The 17,819-nt window shown below is 46.4% G+C and carries 17 protein-coding genes; 8 read left to right on the top strand and 9 right to left on the bottom strand.

Annotated features, from left to right (window positions below; all coding sequences use genetic code 11):
• Positions 1 to 134: 134 nt before the first annotated feature.
• The 5 genes from FXV75_RS02610 to FXV75_RS02590 all read right to left on the bottom strand — a co-directional run bounded on the left by FXV75_RS02610 (position 135) and on the right by FXV75_RS02590 (position 4,710).
• The gene (locus FXV75_RS02610; RefSeq protein ID WP_148831050.1) at positions 135 to 845 is read right to left on the bottom strand and encodes an ABC transporter ATP-binding protein; all 711 of its coding nucleotides are present in this window, start codon (positions 843 to 845) and stop codon (positions 135 to 137) included.
• Positions 845 to 1,606, bottom strand: coding sequence for an ABC transporter ATP-binding protein (locus FXV75_RS02605; RefSeq protein ID WP_148831049.1), 762 nt, complete (start codon positions 1,604 to 1,606; stop codon positions 845 to 847). The genes FXV75_RS02610 and FXV75_RS02605 overlap by 1 nt, the downstream gene beginning before the upstream one ends.
• Positions 1,596 to 2,564, bottom strand: a complete 969-nt coding sequence (locus tag FXV75_RS02600; protein ID WP_148831048.1) for a branched-chain amino acid ABC transporter permease — start codon at positions 2,562 to 2,564, stop codon at positions 1,596 to 1,598. The genes FXV75_RS02605 and FXV75_RS02600 overlap by 11 nt, the downstream gene beginning before the upstream one ends.
• A gap of 15 nt (positions 2,565 to 2,579) precedes the next feature.
• Entirely contained in the window at positions 2,580 to 3,443 is an 864-nt protein-coding gene (locus FXV75_RS02595) for a branched-chain amino acid ABC transporter permease (RefSeq protein WP_148835185.1), read from the bottom strand.
• 91 nt (positions 3,444 to 3,534) lie between these two features.
• The gene (locus tag FXV75_RS02590; protein ID WP_148831047.1) at positions 3,535 to 4,710 is read right to left on the bottom strand and encodes an ABC transporter substrate-binding protein; all 1,176 of its coding nucleotides are present in this window, start codon (positions 4,708 to 4,710) and stop codon (positions 3,535 to 3,537) included.
• Between the two features lie 186 nt (positions 4,711 to 4,896).
• On the opposite strand from FXV75_RS02590, the gene FXV75_RS02585 reads away from it, so the two are divergent.
• The 7 genes from FXV75_RS02585 to FXV75_RS02555 all read left to right on the top strand — a co-directional run bounded on the left by FXV75_RS02585 (position 4,897) and on the right by FXV75_RS02555 (position 12,166).
• A complete protein-coding gene (locus FXV75_RS02585; RefSeq protein WP_148831046.1) occupies positions 4,897 to 6,462 on the top strand; it encodes a methyl-accepting chemotaxis protein in 1,566 nt (521 codons plus the stop codon).
• Positions 6,463 to 6,714: 252 nt separating this feature from the next.
• Positions 6,715 to 8,091, top strand: a complete 1,377-nt coding sequence (benA, locus tag FXV75_RS02580) for a benzoate 1,2-dioxygenase large subunit (RefSeq protein WP_148831045.1) — start codon at positions 6,715 to 6,717, stop codon at positions 8,089 to 8,091.
• A 10-nt stretch (positions 8,092 to 8,101) separates the two neighbouring features.
• Complete coding sequence (gene benB, locus FXV75_RS02575; RefSeq protein WP_148831044.1) at positions 8,102 to 8,596, top strand: benzoate 1,2-dioxygenase small subunit; 495 nt, start codon at positions 8,102 to 8,104, stop codon at positions 8,594 to 8,596.
• Between the two features lie 82 nt (positions 8,597 to 8,678).
• The gene (benC, locus tag FXV75_RS02570) at positions 8,679 to 9,695 is read left to right on the top strand and encodes a benzoate 1,2-dioxygenase electron transfer component BenC (protein ID WP_148831043.1); all 1,017 of its coding nucleotides are present in this window, start codon (positions 8,679 to 8,681) and stop codon (positions 9,693 to 9,695) included.
• Between the two features lie 11 nt (positions 9,696 to 9,706).
• Complete coding sequence (locus FXV75_RS02565) at positions 9,707 to 10,492, top strand: 1,6-dihydroxycyclohexa-2,4-diene-1-carboxylate dehydrogenase (RefSeq protein WP_148831042.1); 786 nt, start codon at positions 9,707 to 9,709, stop codon at positions 10,490 to 10,492.
• A 70-nt stretch (positions 10,493 to 10,562) separates the two neighbouring features.
• Positions 10,563 to 10,958 carry a Rid family hydrolase gene (locus FXV75_RS02560; RefSeq protein WP_148831041.1) on the top strand — a complete coding sequence of 132 codons (396 nt, stop codon included), beginning with the start codon at positions 10,563 to 10,565 and terminating at the stop codon, positions 10,956 to 10,958.
• Between the two features lie 29 nt (positions 10,959 to 10,987).
• Complete coding sequence (locus FXV75_RS02555) at positions 10,988 to 12,166, top strand: benzoate/H(+) symporter BenE family transporter (protein WP_148831040.1); 1,179 nt, start codon at positions 10,988 to 10,990, stop codon at positions 12,164 to 12,166.
• A 70-nt stretch (positions 12,167 to 12,236) separates the two neighbouring features.
• On the opposite strand, the gene FXV75_RS02550 is transcribed toward FXV75_RS02555, so the two are convergent.
• The 4 genes from FXV75_RS02550 to FXV75_RS02535 all read right to left on the bottom strand — a co-directional run bounded on the left by FXV75_RS02550 (position 12,237) and on the right by FXV75_RS02535 (position 16,451).
• Positions 12,237 to 13,529 (bottom strand): TRAP transporter large permease, encoded by a 1,293-nt coding sequence (locus FXV75_RS02550; RefSeq protein WP_148831039.1) that lies wholly within the window; start codon positions 13,527 to 13,529, stop codon positions 12,237 to 12,239.
• Complete coding sequence (locus FXV75_RS02545; RefSeq protein ID WP_148831038.1) at positions 13,526 to 14,044, bottom strand: TRAP transporter small permease; 519 nt, start codon at positions 14,042 to 14,044, stop codon at positions 13,526 to 13,528. Before FXV75_RS02545 ends, FXV75_RS02550 begins: the two co-directional genes overlap by 4 nt.
• 57 nt (positions 14,045 to 14,101) lie before the next feature.
• Positions 14,102 to 15,157 (bottom strand): TRAP transporter substrate-binding protein, encoded by a 1,056-nt coding sequence (locus FXV75_RS02540; RefSeq protein WP_148831037.1) that lies wholly within the window; start codon positions 15,155 to 15,157, stop codon positions 14,102 to 14,104.
• An 85-nt stretch (positions 15,158 to 15,242) separates the two neighbouring features.
• Positions 15,243 to 16,451 (bottom strand): M20 aminoacylase family protein, encoded by a 1,209-nt coding sequence (locus FXV75_RS02535; protein ID WP_222863083.1) that lies wholly within the window; start codon positions 16,449 to 16,451, stop codon positions 15,243 to 15,245.
• Positions 16,452 to 16,555: 104 nt separating this feature from the next.
• Here FXV75_RS02535 and FXV75_RS02530 point away from each other — a divergent pair, with 104 nt between their 5' ends.
• Entirely contained in the window at positions 16,556 to 17,449 is an 894-nt protein-coding gene (locus FXV75_RS02530) for a LysR substrate-binding domain-containing protein (RefSeq protein ID WP_148831036.1), read from the top strand.
• The last annotated feature ends 370 nt before the right edge of the window (positions 17,450 to 17,819 follow it).

Raw genomic sequence — 17,819 nt, 5'->3', positions numbered from 1 at the left:
CAGTAATGTAGCGACTCAAGAATAAACCAAGTGAGCCGCTATGTTCTATGTTTTCAGCCCCATAAACAAGTTATCGCACACAAGCGATAATTTGTTTAACGGCCACTGTCAGCACCAGTGTGGCAGGGTAACATTTATACCCCCAAATGACTCTCCACTTGCGCCAAGTTAGCCTGCAACTGTTGTGCATTAAGGTCCATCACCACTTGGCCTTTCACCAATACCACATGGCGATCGCACAGACTCTGCAGAACTTGGATATTCTTATCCACAATGATGGTCGATATGCCCGTTTCTTTAATGATACGGATAACCTCCCAGATTTCTTTTCGGATCAGTGGGGCAAGCCCTTCTGTTGCTTCATCTAAGATCAGCAACTCCGGATTCGTGACCAGCGCTCGACCTATCGCCAACATCTGCTGCTCACCCCCAGAGAGTTGCGTGCCCAAATTTGAAAGCCGCTCCTTTAATCTTGGGAAGGTATTCAATACGCGATCATAGTCCCACGCCTTATTCCCTTGAGCGCTGGCTCGCGCCGCCACTTGCAAATGCTCTTTCACGGTTAAATTATGAAACATGCCACGCCCTTCAGGCACATAAGCAATATCTCGCTTCATTCTCTGCCAAGTGGCTAACGAGGTAATATCTTCACCTTTAAAAAAGACGTTACCACTTCGAGGTGTCACCAGACCTAGAATCGACTTTAACGTCGTGGTTTTACCCATCCCATTACGCCCCATCAGGCTGAGAGTTTGCCCCGCCTCAAGGGAAAAACTAATGCCGTGTAATACATGACTGTCGCCATACAAGCTGTGAACACTTTTAACATCCAATAAATTACTCATTAATATACCTCATCGCCTTGACCAAGATACGCCTCTTTTACTCGCGCATCTTCTCTGACTTCATCCACGCTTCCTGTCACCAAATGTTGCCCGTCGACCATTACGGTCAACTGATCAGACAATTCAAAAATCGCATCCATGTCATGTTCAACCAAGACAATGCAATATTCCTTTTTTAAGGTATTCAGCAGATCAATGATTAACTGCGACTCTTCATGTCCCATGCCTGCCATTGGTTCATCAAGCAATAACACTTCTGGAGAGGTCGCCAACACCATGGCAATTTCAAGCTGTCTTTGCTCACCATAACTAATTTGCGATGCAATATAATCGCGACGATGTACTAGCCCGACCTTTTCCAGCGCTTTGGTGGCGATGTCATCAAGCATTTTTTGTGAATAACGAGACCGAAAGAAGTTAAAGCTCCCGCCCATTAAACGCTGAACCGCCACACAACAATTCTCTAGACACGTAGCATTCGTATAGATATTGGTTTTTTGGAAACTGCGCCCAATCCCACGACGAGCAAATTCGAAGGGCTTGATTGAACTGATGGATTCACCGCGGTAAATTATCTCGCCACTGGTGGGTTTATAGTGACCGCATAACATATTCAGCAAGGTACTTTTACCTGCGCCATTGGGACCTACGATGCCATGCAGCTGTTTATCATGAAACGCCAAGGACAAATCGTCTAACGCCTTTAGCCCGCCCCAATATTTACACAAGCCCTCTGTTTCGAGAATGACATTATTTTCCATCACGCTTCTCCAAAAGATCTTCTAAGAAACCGGCAATACCTTTCTTAAACACCATCACCATCAAAATAATTAAGCCCCCCATAAACAGCATCCAATGTTCAGTCCAATGCTCAAGCGTATAGTGCAACCCTTCATACATAATCGTGCCTAATATCGCGCCGTAGATACTACCAATCCCACCCAGAATTGACATCACCAATGCAGTGCCAGACGTAGTCCAAGCCAACATGGACGGATTAACAAACCCATATTGCAGCGTAAACAAATACCCAGCGTAGGCGCCTAAAGCAGAAGCGACCACATAACTCATTAGTTTATAAACGAAAATATTATAACCTAGGGCCGTAGTACGACCTGGATTCACCTGTATGGCATCAACAACTCGACCGAACCGAGAACGCACCAACACCTTAAAAAACAACAAGGTATTAAATAAGGACAACAAGCAGAGATAATAAAAATGCGTGGGATTGTCTAAATCGAAAAGGCTTAAACCAAAAATGCTGGTATCCGGCTTAACGTAAACAAATACGCCGTCCGTACCACCATAATCAATCGAGCCGGAAAAGTAATAAAACGTCATTTGCGCAAATGCCAGGGTAATCATAATCATATAGATGCCACTGGTACGTAGCACTAATAAGCCGATCACAAGCGCGATAGCCGCCGAAATAGCGCAAATATAAAAGGTATAAACCCAGAAATTCACTGCTTCGTATTCCGGTGCTAAGATCACAAAAATGTAGCCGCCTAAGCCATAGAACATAGCGTGACCCAAAGTGATCAAACCACACTTACCAACCAAGTAATCTAACGACATGACAAAGATCGACAAAATCATAATGGTCGTCAGTTTATTAACATAGTACTCATTTTGCTCCAGAAACATCGGCATGAGCAATGCCAAGGGAAAAAACACCCACATAAACAGTCGTTCAGCGCGTTTTTTGAATAACATAATCCAAACTCCTTATTAGGATGAAAACAAACCTTGAGGTTTTAATAGAAGGACGAAGGCCATAAATACATAGATCATCATGCTGGATAATTCTGGTACCAGTACCGAGGCAAATGTATCGACCAACCCCACCAACAAGGTGCCAACAAAAGCGCCTTTGATAGAGCCCATTCCACCGATCACCACAACCACAAAACAAGAGATTAAGATGTGTTCCCCCATACCAGGAACAATGGAACTAATCGGCGCAGCAATCACCCCCGCCACCGCTGCCAACATCACCCCAATTGCAAACACAATGGTATAAAGACGGCTAATGTCGACCCCTAGGCATTCCACCATTTCACGATTTGACTCACCGGCCCGAATCAACATCCCAAGACGCGTTTTATTGATGACGTAATACATGGCAGTGGCGACCACAACACAGAACACCGCCACAAAAATACGATAGACTGGGTACTCAATAATACCGGTCAAGGGAATCGACGCCGCTAACGCTTCAGGGACATCCACGCCCAGCGGATCATTCCCCCAAAGCAAGCTTTGCAAGGCATTGAAGACAAAAATCATCCCTATGGTCAGTAACACTTGATCTAAGTGGTTACGCCGATACAGCTGCCGAATGAGCGTTCGCTCCACAACCACGCCAATGCATAAGGCAATGACCGCAGAAATAAGCGCACTGAGCGCAAAGCTGCCAGTCTGTTGGACAAAATACCAAGCAAGATACGCCCCAACCATGTACATGGAACCATGCGCCAGATTCAAAATCCCCATCACACCGAACACTAAAGTCAGGCCCGACGCGATCAAAAACAACAACAGCCCATACTGAATACCATTGATCAACTGCACGAGAAAAAGGGTACTATCCATCATAAAACCTACACAATTTTGAAAAGAAAAAAGCACTTCTCTACTGAAACATCACAGAGCAAAGAAGCGCAAAAGACGGACTAAAGGCGACCTACATTTTGCAACCGCGAGCGGGATCTTCAAGCGCTGATGCGGCCAGTTTGATCACTTGGTTTTCACCATTTTCAACGCGGCGTAAGTAAATATTTTGGATTGGGTTGTGTGCTTTAGAGAAAGTAAAAGCACCACGAGGACTGATAACTTCCGTTGTTTCTAACGCTTTAATTAAGGCACCTTGATCGCTAATGTCCCCTTTTAACGCCTTGACGGCGCTCGCAATCATCAGCCCCGTGTCATAGCCTTGCACCGCGTACAGGTCAGAAGGCTTGCCAAAGTTTGCTTGATAGTCACGACGAAAACGCTGGTTTTCTGGGTTATCAAGAGAGTCCGCATAATGCAAGGTGGTTTGTATACCTTCCGCCGAATCGCCTTGAGCCTCCAAGGTTCCCTCGGTTAAGAAGCCAGCACCCAGTAATGGAATTTTGCTTTTTAATCCCATCGCATCGTAGTCTTTAACAAATTTAACCGCGCCACCACCGGCAAAAAACACAAACACCGCATCGGGCTGAATGGTGCCAATTTCAGACAAGTAAGACTGGAATTCTGTTTTAGGGAAAGGTACTAAAATTTTTTTAACAATTTCGCCACCGCCACTTTCAAATGACTCTTCAAACGCATCAAGACTTTCTTTGCCAAAACCATAGTTCCAACTCATGGTAATGACTTTTTTGAAACCTTGTTCAAGAGCGATTTTGCCCATCGGATAAGAAGGCTGCCAAGAAGAAAACGACGTACGGAAAATATTCGGCGCACACAAAGGCCCGGTGGCGGCATCGATGCCCGCATTAGGAATGATCATAATGGTATCTTTATCTTTCAATACCTTGATCATGCCCATTGCGACGCCAGAATGCACCGGTCCTACAATAAAATCAGCGCGTTCTTTATTTAACAATAAGTTGGCTATTTCAGGCGCGCGCGAAGGCTGAGCCTCGGTATCCATTTCAATGAATTCGATCTGACGACCATGCAATTCAACAGCGTGTTCTTGAAATGCCATCTTCAAGCCATTGCGCGTCGCATCTCCTAAACCACCGTAGACACCGCTAAACGGAAGCATGACACCTACCTTGATAGGATTGGGGTCTGCGGCTATGGCAGCAAAGCCAAAACCCATTGCCGATACTCCTACCAAAACCTTGCTAACGATCTTATTTTTTTTGTTCATTGTAAGCCTCGATATCATTTTTATTATTAGTCGATATCGATTAAAGAGAAGAGCGAGCCATAACAATAGCCGCAAGATGCAGATCAATGTCCAAAAAATGCAAGCTTATACTGTCGACTGTTGTGGTTTGATTGGTGACTGAGCTAAGGTGAAATAAATAAATAAAAACCACTGCTGGAAATATTTATGCCTAAGATCAACTCCCTTATTTCAGTACTTTGCGTTGCAATTAGCCTGAGCACAGGCACTGCCCTTTTTTTGAACGACGTCTCAGTGTTGTTCCTGAAAATCGTCTTCGGCTTATCGGTTGTCATGCTCTTTTTAGCCATTTATACCCTAACCACAGGTAATCAAACAGCGCGTAGACAGATTGACAGCGATCTTGAAAAAGTCATTACCGCCTTATCAAATGGGGATTTCACCAGGACTATTGATACCAGTAAAGGTGCCAACAACCGTCTTAACACGACGATTAATGCCTTTTCTCAACACCTCAAAAACACCCTGGCCTTGCTTTCTGAGGGTACGGTCAATGTGTCTATATCCGCTCAACTACTGCAAAAAAATTCCGCAAATTTAGTACACAATATTGATACCGTTGGTGATCAGCTCAGTACTTCTGCCGCCGCCAGTAAGGAGCTATCAGCCATCGCTTTAGATGTCGCAAAAACCTGCCACCTTGCCACGCAAAACGCAGCGCAAGCAATGAACGTTGCAGAACAAGGTCAAACCAAGATCCAACAAAATCTTATGTCTATTAACAAAATCTCTGACCATATTCATCTCTGTGCGGTCACCATGAACCAGCTTCGCCAGCGCAACCATGAGATTAATAAAATTGTTGAATTAATCAAAGGCATTGCCTCACAAACGAATTTATTAGCGCTAAATGCCGCCATCGAAGCCGCCAGAGCAGGTGAGCATGGACGTGGTTTTGCTGTTGTCTCCGATGAAGTGCGTAAACTAGCAACCCAAACAGCCAACGCAACCGAACAAATAAGCGAAACCGTGGAAGCCATGCAAGCCGAATTGCAAAAAGCCTTAGTAGACATGGCGGCAAGTGAACAAGCCGCCAATCAAGCCAAGCAGGAAGCCAACCTTTCTAAGCAGGCACTACAAGATATAGTCGAACAAATAAAGCGTGTGGCACTGGAACTACAAACGATAAATCACACCACCAGCGAACAAAAAAATACTGCGCTAGGGCTTTCTGAAACCTTGCAGCAGGTTGTTTCAGCCATGCAAGAAAGCCGTAAAGATGTTCATTCAAACCTCAACGCTGTCACACAACTGTCCGTTTTTTCTAAGCTCGCAAAGACGACAATTGGGCAATTCCGCCTATTTCATCCAGACGATGCCAAGAAGCTACTCATAAAAGCGCTAGAACACATCAAGGAAAAGGGTGAGGCGACGTCTTTCTCCGACTTTTCAGACCCCAATGGAAACTTCATCCAGGGCGAGCTGTTCATCGTCGCGATCACTTTCAACGGTGACGTATTAGCATACGGTGCCAATCCTGAAATGGTGGGCAAAAATCTTTATCACACCAAAGATGCCGATGGCCGCTTGATGGTGCAAGAGATGATTAGCCTAGCAAAAACAAAAGGCATTAATGGCTACCAGTTTCGTTTTAATAACCCACAAACCGATCAAGTGGCTGATAAGCTGCTTTACATTACCAAGCTGGAAGGCGATGCCTTTATCGGCTGTGGGGTTTATTTGAACCACGCCACAGCGTTAAACCAACATTAAGATGGTTTTTCACCCGCGTTATTCACCAGCTCATATCCGTTCATACCCGCTAATAATGTACATATAGCGACGATTAGTCAGTCTAATAGGCGTTATTGTGTCAGGCTTTTTGTGGCGAGCTTTGTCTATAGCTTTGCCCTCAAATGCCATTTTTTGCGCTTTTTTGCAGAGAGCGGATAAAGAAAAACACTTGCTGGATAGTGACCAACACAATCAAAGCCTAACCTGTTTAAAAATCAGGAGGGCATTACAATGCATAACGAACTCATTAAAAAAATAAAAAGTATGATGGAAGTCGATACGGACAAGGGTCTTTATCGAGCTCGTCGTGACATGTTTACCGATCCAGAGTTATTTGATCTTGAGGTAAAACATATTTTCGAAGGCAATTGGATCTATCTTGCTCACGAAAGCCAAATCCCTAATAAAAATGATTTCTTTACCGGTTACATTGGACGTCAACCCATTTTTATCGCGCGCAACAAAGACGATGAGCTAAACTGCTTTATCAATGCTTGTAGCCACCGAGGCGCCATGCTGTGCCGTACCAAAAAAGGCAACAAGTCGGTGATGACTTGCCCATTCCATGGCTGGAGTTTTAATAACTCAGGCAAATTAATCAAAGTAAAAGACGTAACAGAAGCTGGCTACCCGGATTCATTTAACTGCGACGGCTCACACAACCTTAAAAAAGTCGCGCGTTTTGAATCCTACCGTGGCTTCTTATTTGGCAGCATCAACCCTGATGTCAAACCGCTCACCAAACACCTTGGTGAAGCCGCCAAAATCATCGATATGATTGTTGACCAATCACCACAAGGCCTAGAAGTCCTCAGAGGCTCATCCACTTATACTTACGACGGCAACTGGAAAGTCCAAGCCGAAAACGGTGCCGATGGTTACCACGTTTCTTCCGTCCATTGGAACTATGTTGCCACAACCGCACGTCGCAAATTAGACGACGCGGTGGACGACACCAAAGCCATGGATGCCAGTACGTGGAACAAGCAACAAGGGGGCTTCTATGCGTTTGAGCACGGCCATATCCTGTTATGGATGCGCTGGCCTAACCCTGAGGATCGTCCCTTAGCCGAACGTCGTGCTGAACTAGAAAAAGATTTCGGCGCAGACCGTGCGGACTGGATGATCTCTAATCTACGCAACTTATGCTTGTATCCGAATGTCTTCTTGATGGATCAGTTCAGCTCACAGATCCGTACTTTCCGCCCTATTTCGGTTAATCAAACGGAAGTGACGATTTATTGCATTGCGCCTAAGGGCGAAAGTGACACGGCACGAGCACAACGCATTCGTCAATATGAAGATTTCTTCAACGCTTCCGGCATGGCGACCCCAGACGATTTAGAAGAATTTCGCTCTTGCCAAGAAGGCTTCTTGGGCAGCGAATTACCGTGGAATGACTTGTCTCGTGGTGCGAAACACTGGGTTCAAGGCCCAGATGAAGCCGCTCAGAAAATCGACTTGAAGCCCTTATTAAGCGGGAAAAAATCCGAAGATGAAGGCTTATTTAAAGTTCAGCATCAATACTGGGTCGATGCGATGACGGATGCCTTAGAAAAAGATCAAGAACAACTGTCTCAAGTATCAACCGACCAAGCGCAACAGTGAGGAGTACGTTATGACAATTCAATACGAAGCAATACGCAATTTTCTCTACGCCGAAGCGCGCAGTCTGGATGACAAAGAATGGGACAAATGGCTGACTTTTTACCATCCAGAGGTTGATTTCTGGATGCCCAGCTGGGACGACGATGGTGAACTGGTAACAGACCCTCAAAGAGAAGTGTCTCTGATGTATTACGCCCACAAAGGCGGGTTAGAGGACCGAATCTTCCGCATTAAAACTGAACGTTCTAGTGCCTCTAGCTTACCTGAAGCCAGAACGAGCCACATTCTTGGCAACATTGAGGTGATTCAGAGCACAGAGCAAAGCGCCGACGTTCGTTATAATTGGAGCACCAACAGCTACCGCTACAAAACTGTCGACACGTATTTTGGTACAACCTTCGTTACCCTCGTCAAAAATGCAGAGGGTCAGATGCTCATTAAACGTAAAAAAATCATTCTGGTGAACGACTACATTCATCACGTCATTGATATTTATCACGTTTAATAAACAACGTTTTGCTGATGGCATGTATTTGCTCATGACCTAATAAAAAGTAGCCTCTTCAAAGGGGCTCAAGGTGGTTTCCATGTATAAAGTTGCATTAAATTTTGAAGACGGGGTCACTCGTTTTGTTCACACCCTTCCTGGTGAAACCGTTGCCGATGCGGCGTACCGTTCTGGTTTAAATATTCCTATGGATTGTCGCGATGGGGCTTGTGGTACCTGCAAATGCAAGTCTGAGTCAGGGCAATTTGAAATGACCGACTACATTGAAGACGCACTGTCCGACGAAGAAGTGAGTGCGGGCATGGTATTGACCTGCTGCATGCGCTTGGAATCTGACTGCGCTATTTCCGTACCGGCCTCCTCCGAAGTCTGTGTGCGTAGCAAACAAGAAGACATCCATGGGCAGATTCTTGAATTGAATCGCCTTTCCGATTCAACCCTTAGTTTTAGCGTGGCAGGCGAGCAAGTCAAAGCGATGCATTTTCTACCGGGCCAATACGTTAATTTACATGTGCCCGGAACAGATCAAAAACGCGCTTATTCTTTTAGTTCGTTGATGCAAGAAAGCAATGGTTCAGCGTCCTTTTTAATTCGCGTCGTCCCTAATGGTCTAATGAGCACCTTTATGACGGAGTCCGCGAAAGTCGGTGATGACATCAAGCTAAGCGGCCCATTCGGTAGTTTTTATTTGCGTGATATCAAACGCCCTATTCTGATGCTCGCAGGGGGAACCGGCTTAGCGCCTTTTCTGGCGATGCTAGAAAGCATTAAGGCCACAGGCACAAACCACCCTGTGCACCTTATCTATGGCGTCACTTATGATTCTGACTTAGTCGAAATGGAAAAATTAGAAGCCTTTGCTGCGAGCATCGACAATGTCACCGTCAGTGCTTGCGTGGCATCAGAAGAAAGCGCATGGCCACAAAAAGGCTATGTCACCAACCACATTGATGCCGCTCACCTCAACAATGGCGATGTAGACATTTATTTGTGTGGGCCTCCTCCTATGGTCGAAGCGGTGAGTCACTTTATGAAAGAGAAAAATATCGTGCCTGCTAACTTCTACTATGAAAAGTTTGCGGCCAGCAGCCATTAAGGAAAACCAGCATGAGAGCATTACGTTTTGAGAATAAAGTAGCGGTCATTACCGGCTCAGCACAAAGTATTGGCCGTCAAGTTGCTTTGCAAATGGCAGAAGAAAAAGCCACGCTCGTTTTACTGGATCGTTCAGAACTCGTCTATGACGTCGCCGAAGAAGCTAGAGCGGCGGGGGCAAAAGACGTTTTGGTCATTATTGCTGATCTAGAAAAGTTCACCGAATGCCATCAAGCCATGCAAACCGCGGTAAAGCAATTTGGTCGCATCGACATTTTGATCAACAATGTTGGTGGCACCATCTGGGCTAAGCCTTATGAGCACTACGAAGAAGTGCAGATCGAAGCCGAAATTCGACGCTCGCTGTTCCCTACACTGTGGTGCTGTCATGCGGTGCTCGATATCATGCAAGCGCAACAAGCAGGCAATATTGTCAATGTCTCCTCGATTGCCACTCGCAGCCTTAACCGTGTTCCCTATTCAGCGGCAAAAGGCGGAGTCAATGCGATGACCGCTTCCTTAGCGTTTGAAAATGCTCGCTACGGAATTCGAGTCAATGCCGTCGCGCCAGGAGGAACGGACGTGGGTGAACGCAAGATCCCCCGCAACCAAGCAACCATGACAGAGCAAGAAAAAATCTGGTACCAAGAAATCGTCGATCAAACCGTCGACTCCAGCCTAATGAAACGCTACAGCTCAACGCAAGAGCAAGCCAATGCCATCCTGTTCTTTGCCAGTGACGAATCCTCCTATATTACTGGCTCCACCCTTCCCGTTGGTGGTGGCGACCTAGGTTAAGGTTCGTCCATCACAGCCAGCCACTTAGTTAGTAGCTGGCTTTTTATTTTTTCACCCTAAGGTAATCATCATGACACAGCGCAGCGCTATTGTTCCGCACGGTATGGAATTCATTCGTGACGAAATCGGCTATGCTCCTGGCGTACTGAGCGGTAACACGCTCTATATTGCAGGGCAAATAGGCCGCGACTCAAAGCGGCAACTGGTGGAAGAAAAACGCCAGCAATTTATTCAATGTTTTGAAAACATGAAGGCCGTCTTGCATACCGCTAAGATGGATTTTGCCGATGTTGTCGAGATCACCAGCTATCATACTGACATGCGAGATTTACCGCTGTATATGGAAGTTCGAAACCTGTATTTCGCCGGTTGTTTGCCTGCTTGGACAGCCATTGGCGCGGCCTCTTTATGTGGCACGGCGGGCTACTTTTTGGAAGTGAAAGCCATCGCTGCAAAATCCTCTTAATTTCACCATCGCCATGCAAGGGCCTCATTATGATTAAAGATATTCACCTATCGACGGTTATTGCAGGCTTAATTGCCGTGCTTGTGTCTTACTCTGGTCCTTTGGCGATTTTTTTCCAAGCCGCCCGCAGCGCCAATATTGATCCCCAAATGATGACCTCATGGGTCTTTGCTATTTCTATTGGCGCGGGCATAAGCGGTATTGTGCTGAGTATTGTGTTTCGTGCCCCCGTTATCACCGCGTGGTCGGCTCCAGGGACCGCGTTATTGGTGACGTTATTCCCTCAGTTGAGTTTAAGCGAAGCAGTAGCGGCCTATATCACTGCGGCTATTATTATTTTTCTTATCGGCATAAGCGGTTGGTTTGACAAGATTATCAACCTTATTCCGGCCAGTGTCGCGGCGGCCATGATGGCGGGCATTCTGTTTAATTTTGGCCTTTCCGCCTTCGAAGCATTAACCAGCGCCCCTCTCTTAACCATGGCCATGCTGGTTGGCTACGTCATTTTTAAGACCATGAGCAATCGCTATTCTTTAATGCTGATGGTGGTCTTAGGCGGCACGCTTTCGGTGCTTTTTTTAGACACGGATTTTAGCCATTTTTCTTGGCAACTCGCGTCCCCCACTTGGATAACACCGCAATGGACTTGGTCGTCCACACTGAGTTTGGCGTTGCCCTTAGTGATTGTCAGCTTAACGGGGCAATTCTTACCTGGGTTTACAATATTAAAGACCTTTGGCTATCAGGTCGCGACTCGCCCGATTATTAGTTTGCTCGGCCTAGTGTCCATCCCCATCGCATTTTTTGGCGGCATCACGACGGTGATAGCGGCCATTACCGCGCCAATCTGTGCCAGCTCGGATGCTCATCCCGATGCGAGCAAACGCTACATTGCCGGCATTTTTAATGGTGTTTTCTATCTGCTTGGCGGTATTTTCGCCGGTAGTATTGTGCTGTTTTTCACTACTTTTCCAGCTCAAATGATTGCCATCATCGCAGGCTTAGCGCTTTTGGGGGCGATATTTAATAGCCTGACTCTCGCCTTGAAAGACACCGCCAATATTGATGCGGCGGCCATTACCTTTATGACCACCGCCTCAGGCATTGAAATACTCGGTATCGGTTCCGCTTTTTGGGGCGTGGTACTAGGAACGGGGATTTACGCCTTGTTAACGCTATTAAGGCGCGTGAAGCCCCCCCTCAAGTAACCACTATTTCAGATTACTTGGGGGTAAGTCATAGGCGTTTTTTTCTGCACACTCTTGCCGACAGCCGCCTCTACTTCATAAATTTCACTAAGAACAACGTTAGTATAGGGAAGAAAACCAGCAGCAATAAACGTAATACATCGACCGCGATAAAGGGGACCAAGCCTTTGAAAATGTCCTTTATGGCGACTTCTGGCAAGGCCGCTTTGAGCACAAACACATTCATGCCTATTGGCGGCGTGATCAACGCGATTTCGGTGACTACCACCACCACAATGCCGAACCACACTAGATCGAATCCATTGGCAACCACAATCGGAATAAACAACGGCACACAGATCAAAATAATCGCCAGCGAATCCATCACGCAACCCAATATAAGAAACACAAACAGGATGGCAAAAATAAGCTGATAAGGGCTTAAATCTGCTTGCGCAACCATCTCCAATAGAGACTCACCCAGTCCTGAAAAAGCAATCAGCTTGGCGAACAACATGGCACCAAACAGCACACAGTAGAGCATCACTGAAGTGAAGGCGGAATCCAGAAAAATAACTTTAAAGTCCGCTATGCTAATACGCTTTTGAAACATAGAAACCAGCAGTGCAAAGCCGGCACCCATTCCTGCGGCTTCCGTTGCCGTAAAAATCTTGGCGTAAATACCGCCAATAATCAGCACAAAAAGCAAGCAAAATGGCCATACACCTTTCAAGGCATAATACTTTTCCACGGTGGTTGATTTTTCGCCTCGTGGTGCTTCTGCAGGACGTAAAATGGCGATCACATAAATCGCTAACATATAAAACGTTAAGCCCAGTAACCCAGGAATGACCCCCGCAACAAAAAGTTGACCAATATTGGTCTGGGTTAAAATGCCATAAATCATCAAGATAATAGAAGGCGGAATTAATATGCCTAGCGTCCCACCAGCAGCAATCGATGCCGACGCCAGCGAATTGGAGTAGCCGTACTTTTTCATACTAGGATAAGCGACCTTTGACATAGTCGCGGCCGTGGCAAGACTGGAACCACACACGGCACTAAAGCCCGCACACGTCACCATGGTCGACAAGGCAAGACCGCCTCTAACATGACCAAGATAGGCATTGGCAGCACGGAATAAGTCGGACGAAATACCCGTCCTAGATAGAACATTCCCCATTAGAATAAAAAGCGGTACGACGGCTAATTCATAAGAAAATACCGCTTCAGTAATCGTCATTGACACCATCGATATTGATGATTCAGCCCCCAGTAGCACCCCTAAGCCAATAATGGACACACCTAATAAGGCAAAGGCCAAAGGGACACGCAAAAAAGCCAATGCCAAAACGGCAATTAGCGCGATTAAGCCCGTCATCATAAACCACTCTCCCTAGACAACGGGCCCTTGGTCAAGGCCGAATCGCTGTTATTCATATTATTGTTAGATTCTGGTAATAAAGCCGCTACGCCGCTGATGAAGCCACTAACGCTCATTACTGTGTATAAGTAGTAGCGCGGAATCAGTAACTCTTGGCTAACCTCTTGAATAAAAACAGCTTCCTTAGCGGCTATCGCAAATTGAAAACCAATAAGAAACAAGATGGCCGCCACCATAAGGCTAATACAAGCGCGCCACCAAGCCATTTTCGGCTGCATAATACAGCGATCAAACAAATCGACCGCCAAATGCCCTCGAACCGAGGTGAGTAAAGGTAAACCACAAAAAACGATTAACGCCATCAAGTGTTCAGTTAGATCATGAGCACCATAAATCGGCGTATTAAATAGACGGCGCCCCAACACATCACCAAAGGTCAGTATAACCATGGCGCTCAGTGACAGAATCAGCAAAAACCGAATAGTGCTCTGAAAACTATGAATAATAAACTTCACAATACGTTCTCCTCGCGTTAACAAGAACGGTCTCGCCGTTCTTGTTAACGCTGACTATTATTTAGAAAGATCGGTGTAACGCTGACGATAGTAGTCAAGCATTTCGAGTGGTTGCTCGATACCATAACTATCATGCTCGGCTGCCCAGTCTTGTATCATCTGCTGACGCACTGAACCAATTTTCGCCATGAATTCTTCGGTAGGCTGGCTAAATTGGTGTCCTTCCTCACGCAATTGGGCATAAGCTTGATCAATTTCTCGCTGAAAAGTTTGTCCCCATAGGCGGGAAAAAACCTTACCCGAAACAGACATCACCGTGGCCTGATCGGCGGCGGACAATCTTTTCCATTTACCTTCGTTCATGACGAGAAAAAACGTACCGTCATAAAAGCCACCGGGGATTAATGTATGGTGCGATAGCTGGTCGGTTAGACGAAAGTTCACCACCGATTCCAACGTATGCAAGGAACCGTCTAACACTTGTCCTGCTAACAGCTCATAAGCCTTTGTTGCTGGCGCGGCAATGGGGACCGCACCCAACTCTTCTATTAATCGTTTTTGAATGGGTCCGCCCATGCGGATTTTTTGATTGGCAATGTCTTCAGACGATACGATGGCTTTACTACCGTGATTAATAACGCCTGGCCCCAACGATCCCACCCCTAACATTTTCACGCCAGCATAAGTCGGATTGCCGGCTAGGTATGTTTCATAGGTATCCCATAGTGCGACAGAAGAGGCCTCAACATCTTCGCCATTAAATGGCATTTCAGCAAACCAGATAGATTTAAAACGATCGGGCTCATAGGTAAAATTGCCCCAAGTAATATCCACAATGCCTTTACGGGCTAACTCCCAGTGCTGTGCAGGCGTGCCGACAGGTTTCGGGAGCATACGAATTTTGACACGCCCCTCGGTAGCCGTTTGCACTTGTTCAGCCCATACATTCAGAATATCCGTGGTAACGAAATGCGTCGGCGGCACCCAGTTAGAAAGGGTAAAAGTGGTCGCTTGAGCCTGAAAGCTAAGGCTCGTCACCAATACCGCCACACCTAATGATGCTTTGGTTTTTATGGATTTATTAAAGATTGGTTTGCTAGAAACTAAAGTCATACCGGTCACCTTTTGTTGTTATCATACTATTATTTTGTTATTTTTAGCGTTCGTTTTTAGTCATCGTACTCAGTTTCAAATAATGCTAGCGCGTTCGAAACGCCTCCGTAATGAGTTGCACCCATAACTGTGCGCCTTGCACCAATATTTCGTCGTTAAAATCATAATGAGGGTTATGAACACTGCATGGGCCGGCAAGCGGCTGGCCTTTGGTATAGCCATTGTCGCCATTACCAATCAATACGTAACAGCCAGGCACGGCCTGTAACATATAAGCAAAATCTTCACTGCCCGTCAGAGGCCGCCCTTGATCATCGACGCCATCTTGGCCAAATACTGCTTTCGCGGCAGACACTATGCGTTGCACGGGTGAGAGATGATTAATCAGCACAGGATAGCCTTCTTCAATCAGCACTTCAGCCTCGCATTCATAGGCGCTTGCGGTCTGTTCACATAAGGTTTTAATGCGTTCATGGAGGCGCTTGCGAGCATGTGGCTGCAAGGCTCTCACACTCAGTTCAAGTTGAGATGTTTCTGGAATGATATTGTACGTCGTCCCCGCTTGTAGTCTTCCGATACTGACTACACCGGTGTCTAACGGATCAAGATTACGCGCCACAATAGCCTGAAGCCCCAGTACCATTGCCGCTAAAGGCGGGGTTGGATCAATGGCAAGCTGAGGCAAGCCACCATGGCCGCCTTTGCCTTTGATTTGAATGCGAACTTTATCTGATGAGCACATAAATGGGCCAGGGCGAAAGACACATTGCCCCACCGGAGTACCGGGGAAATTATGTAACGCATAGATTTCATCGCAAGGAAAACGCGTGAACAACCCCTCGTCCAACATGCGCTGAGCGCCGCCGCCGCCACCGACTTCCTCAGCTGGCTGAAAAATCATGATGAGCGTGCCATTTAAAGGGTAATTCGCTTGCTCTTTAAGGCTGGCTAACGCCTTCGCCGCGCCTAACAACATAGCGGTATGACCATCATGCCCACAGGCGTGCATCTTACCACTCTGCTGACTTTGCCATGGCAAACCGGTTTGTTCTTGTAATGGCAGGGCATCCATATCGGCTCGCAGGCCAATGCTTAGTCCTTTCCCATCACCAAACACCATTTTACCAACGACACCCGTAACGGCTAACCCTGTCGTCACTTCGTAGCCCCACTGGCGTAAATTTTCCGCCACCAGCTGACTGGTAGCATGTTCTTCAAACCCTAGCTCTGGCTGTTGATGAATCTGATGTCGCCAAGCTTGCATCGTGTCTTTATCAAGTAGTTGACTGGTCATTTTATTATTCTCTGTAGCAACGATATAGTCGAGTATAGGACTTTCACTTAGTGATAAAAGACACTAATATCGCCATGGTGAACACATTTTGAGGTCATCTAACCATGAAGCATCAACAAATTAGAGGCTTGGTTCAAATCGCCGATAACGGCTCTATTCGAGCAGCCGCGCGCAATATGGGCATCAGTCAAAGCGCGCTAACCCGCACCATGCGAGAGTTAGAAATCGACTTAGGCGCCGAATTATTTCAACGCAGTTATCGAGGTGTTAGCTTCACGTTCGCGGGGGAAGCGCTATTAAGGCGAGCACGGTTAGTGTTAGAAACGCTTGAATCCGCGCGCGATGAAATCAAACAGATTGCCGGTGGGCGTGGCGGACGAGTGCGGGTGGGATTAACACCGGTGACCATGGTGTCTTTTTTTCCGTCTATTTATCGGCAGTTTACCCAAGCCTTACCCGACGCTAGTTTAAGTTTAAAAGAAGGTTTATTGACCGGCATTATTCCTGACTTGCTAGAAGGCAGACTGGATTTTGGGGTCGCCATTGCCGCCTCCACTCAGCTGCCCTCCGAATTAAGCTTCACGCCTATGGTTGCTATTCGCTCCTGCGTGGCGGGACGAGAAGCGCACCCCGTGGCGCATTCACATGACTGGCCCACGTTATTACAGCAACGCTGGGTGCTGAATTTAAGCCAAGGCAGTAGTTCAAACCTTTTCCTGACTTGGTTGACGCAACAAAATTTGCCTCGCCCAGCACACATTGTGGAGTGTTCATCCCCCTTTTTAATGCTAGAAATGATGAGACGCACGGATTTAATCGGTTATGGTCCTGCACGTTTATTTGATGATCCACTCTGCGGCAACGCCGTACAAACGTTTGATATATCGCCACAACCGGGTGATGTCACCGTGGGAATTATTCGACTCCGAGGCACCCCCCTAACACCAACAGCACAAGTATTAGAGACATTATTTAGACGCGAGCTGGCACACCTTTAATATTGATAAAAAGAATTAACAAGCGCTTCATATTACTTGCAAAGAAATCATGCACAAAATACTGCAAAAGCTTAGGGAAACTGCAATTAAGAAGTCGAAACACACTAAACTTCTTTCATTCAAGAAAAAAGTACAATATGTAGCTCATTCTAGCACTTTCCGCCCCTAAATAAGCTCATTCAGCTTTATTTAGGGGCTTTTGAACGGATTAATACCTTGCGGCTCGAATCATCTGGTCAACTCTAAAGACATTGGCTAAGGCAAACAGCATCGCCAGTTTGGCGTCATTCTTATCTAAGCCTCAGCAGCCAGTTGATGTTACATGGTTAAACTCGAAGATTAAAAATGAATTGTCTCATGGCAAGGACTT

The organism is Marinomonas sp. IMCC 4694 (assembly GCF_008122525.1).
Classification (GTDB): domain Bacteria; phylum Pseudomonadota; class Gammaproteobacteria; order Pseudomonadales; family Marinomonadaceae; genus Marinomonas.
Note: the sequence above shows the minus strand (reverse complement) of the source record. Positions and strands in the feature narration are given on the sequence as shown.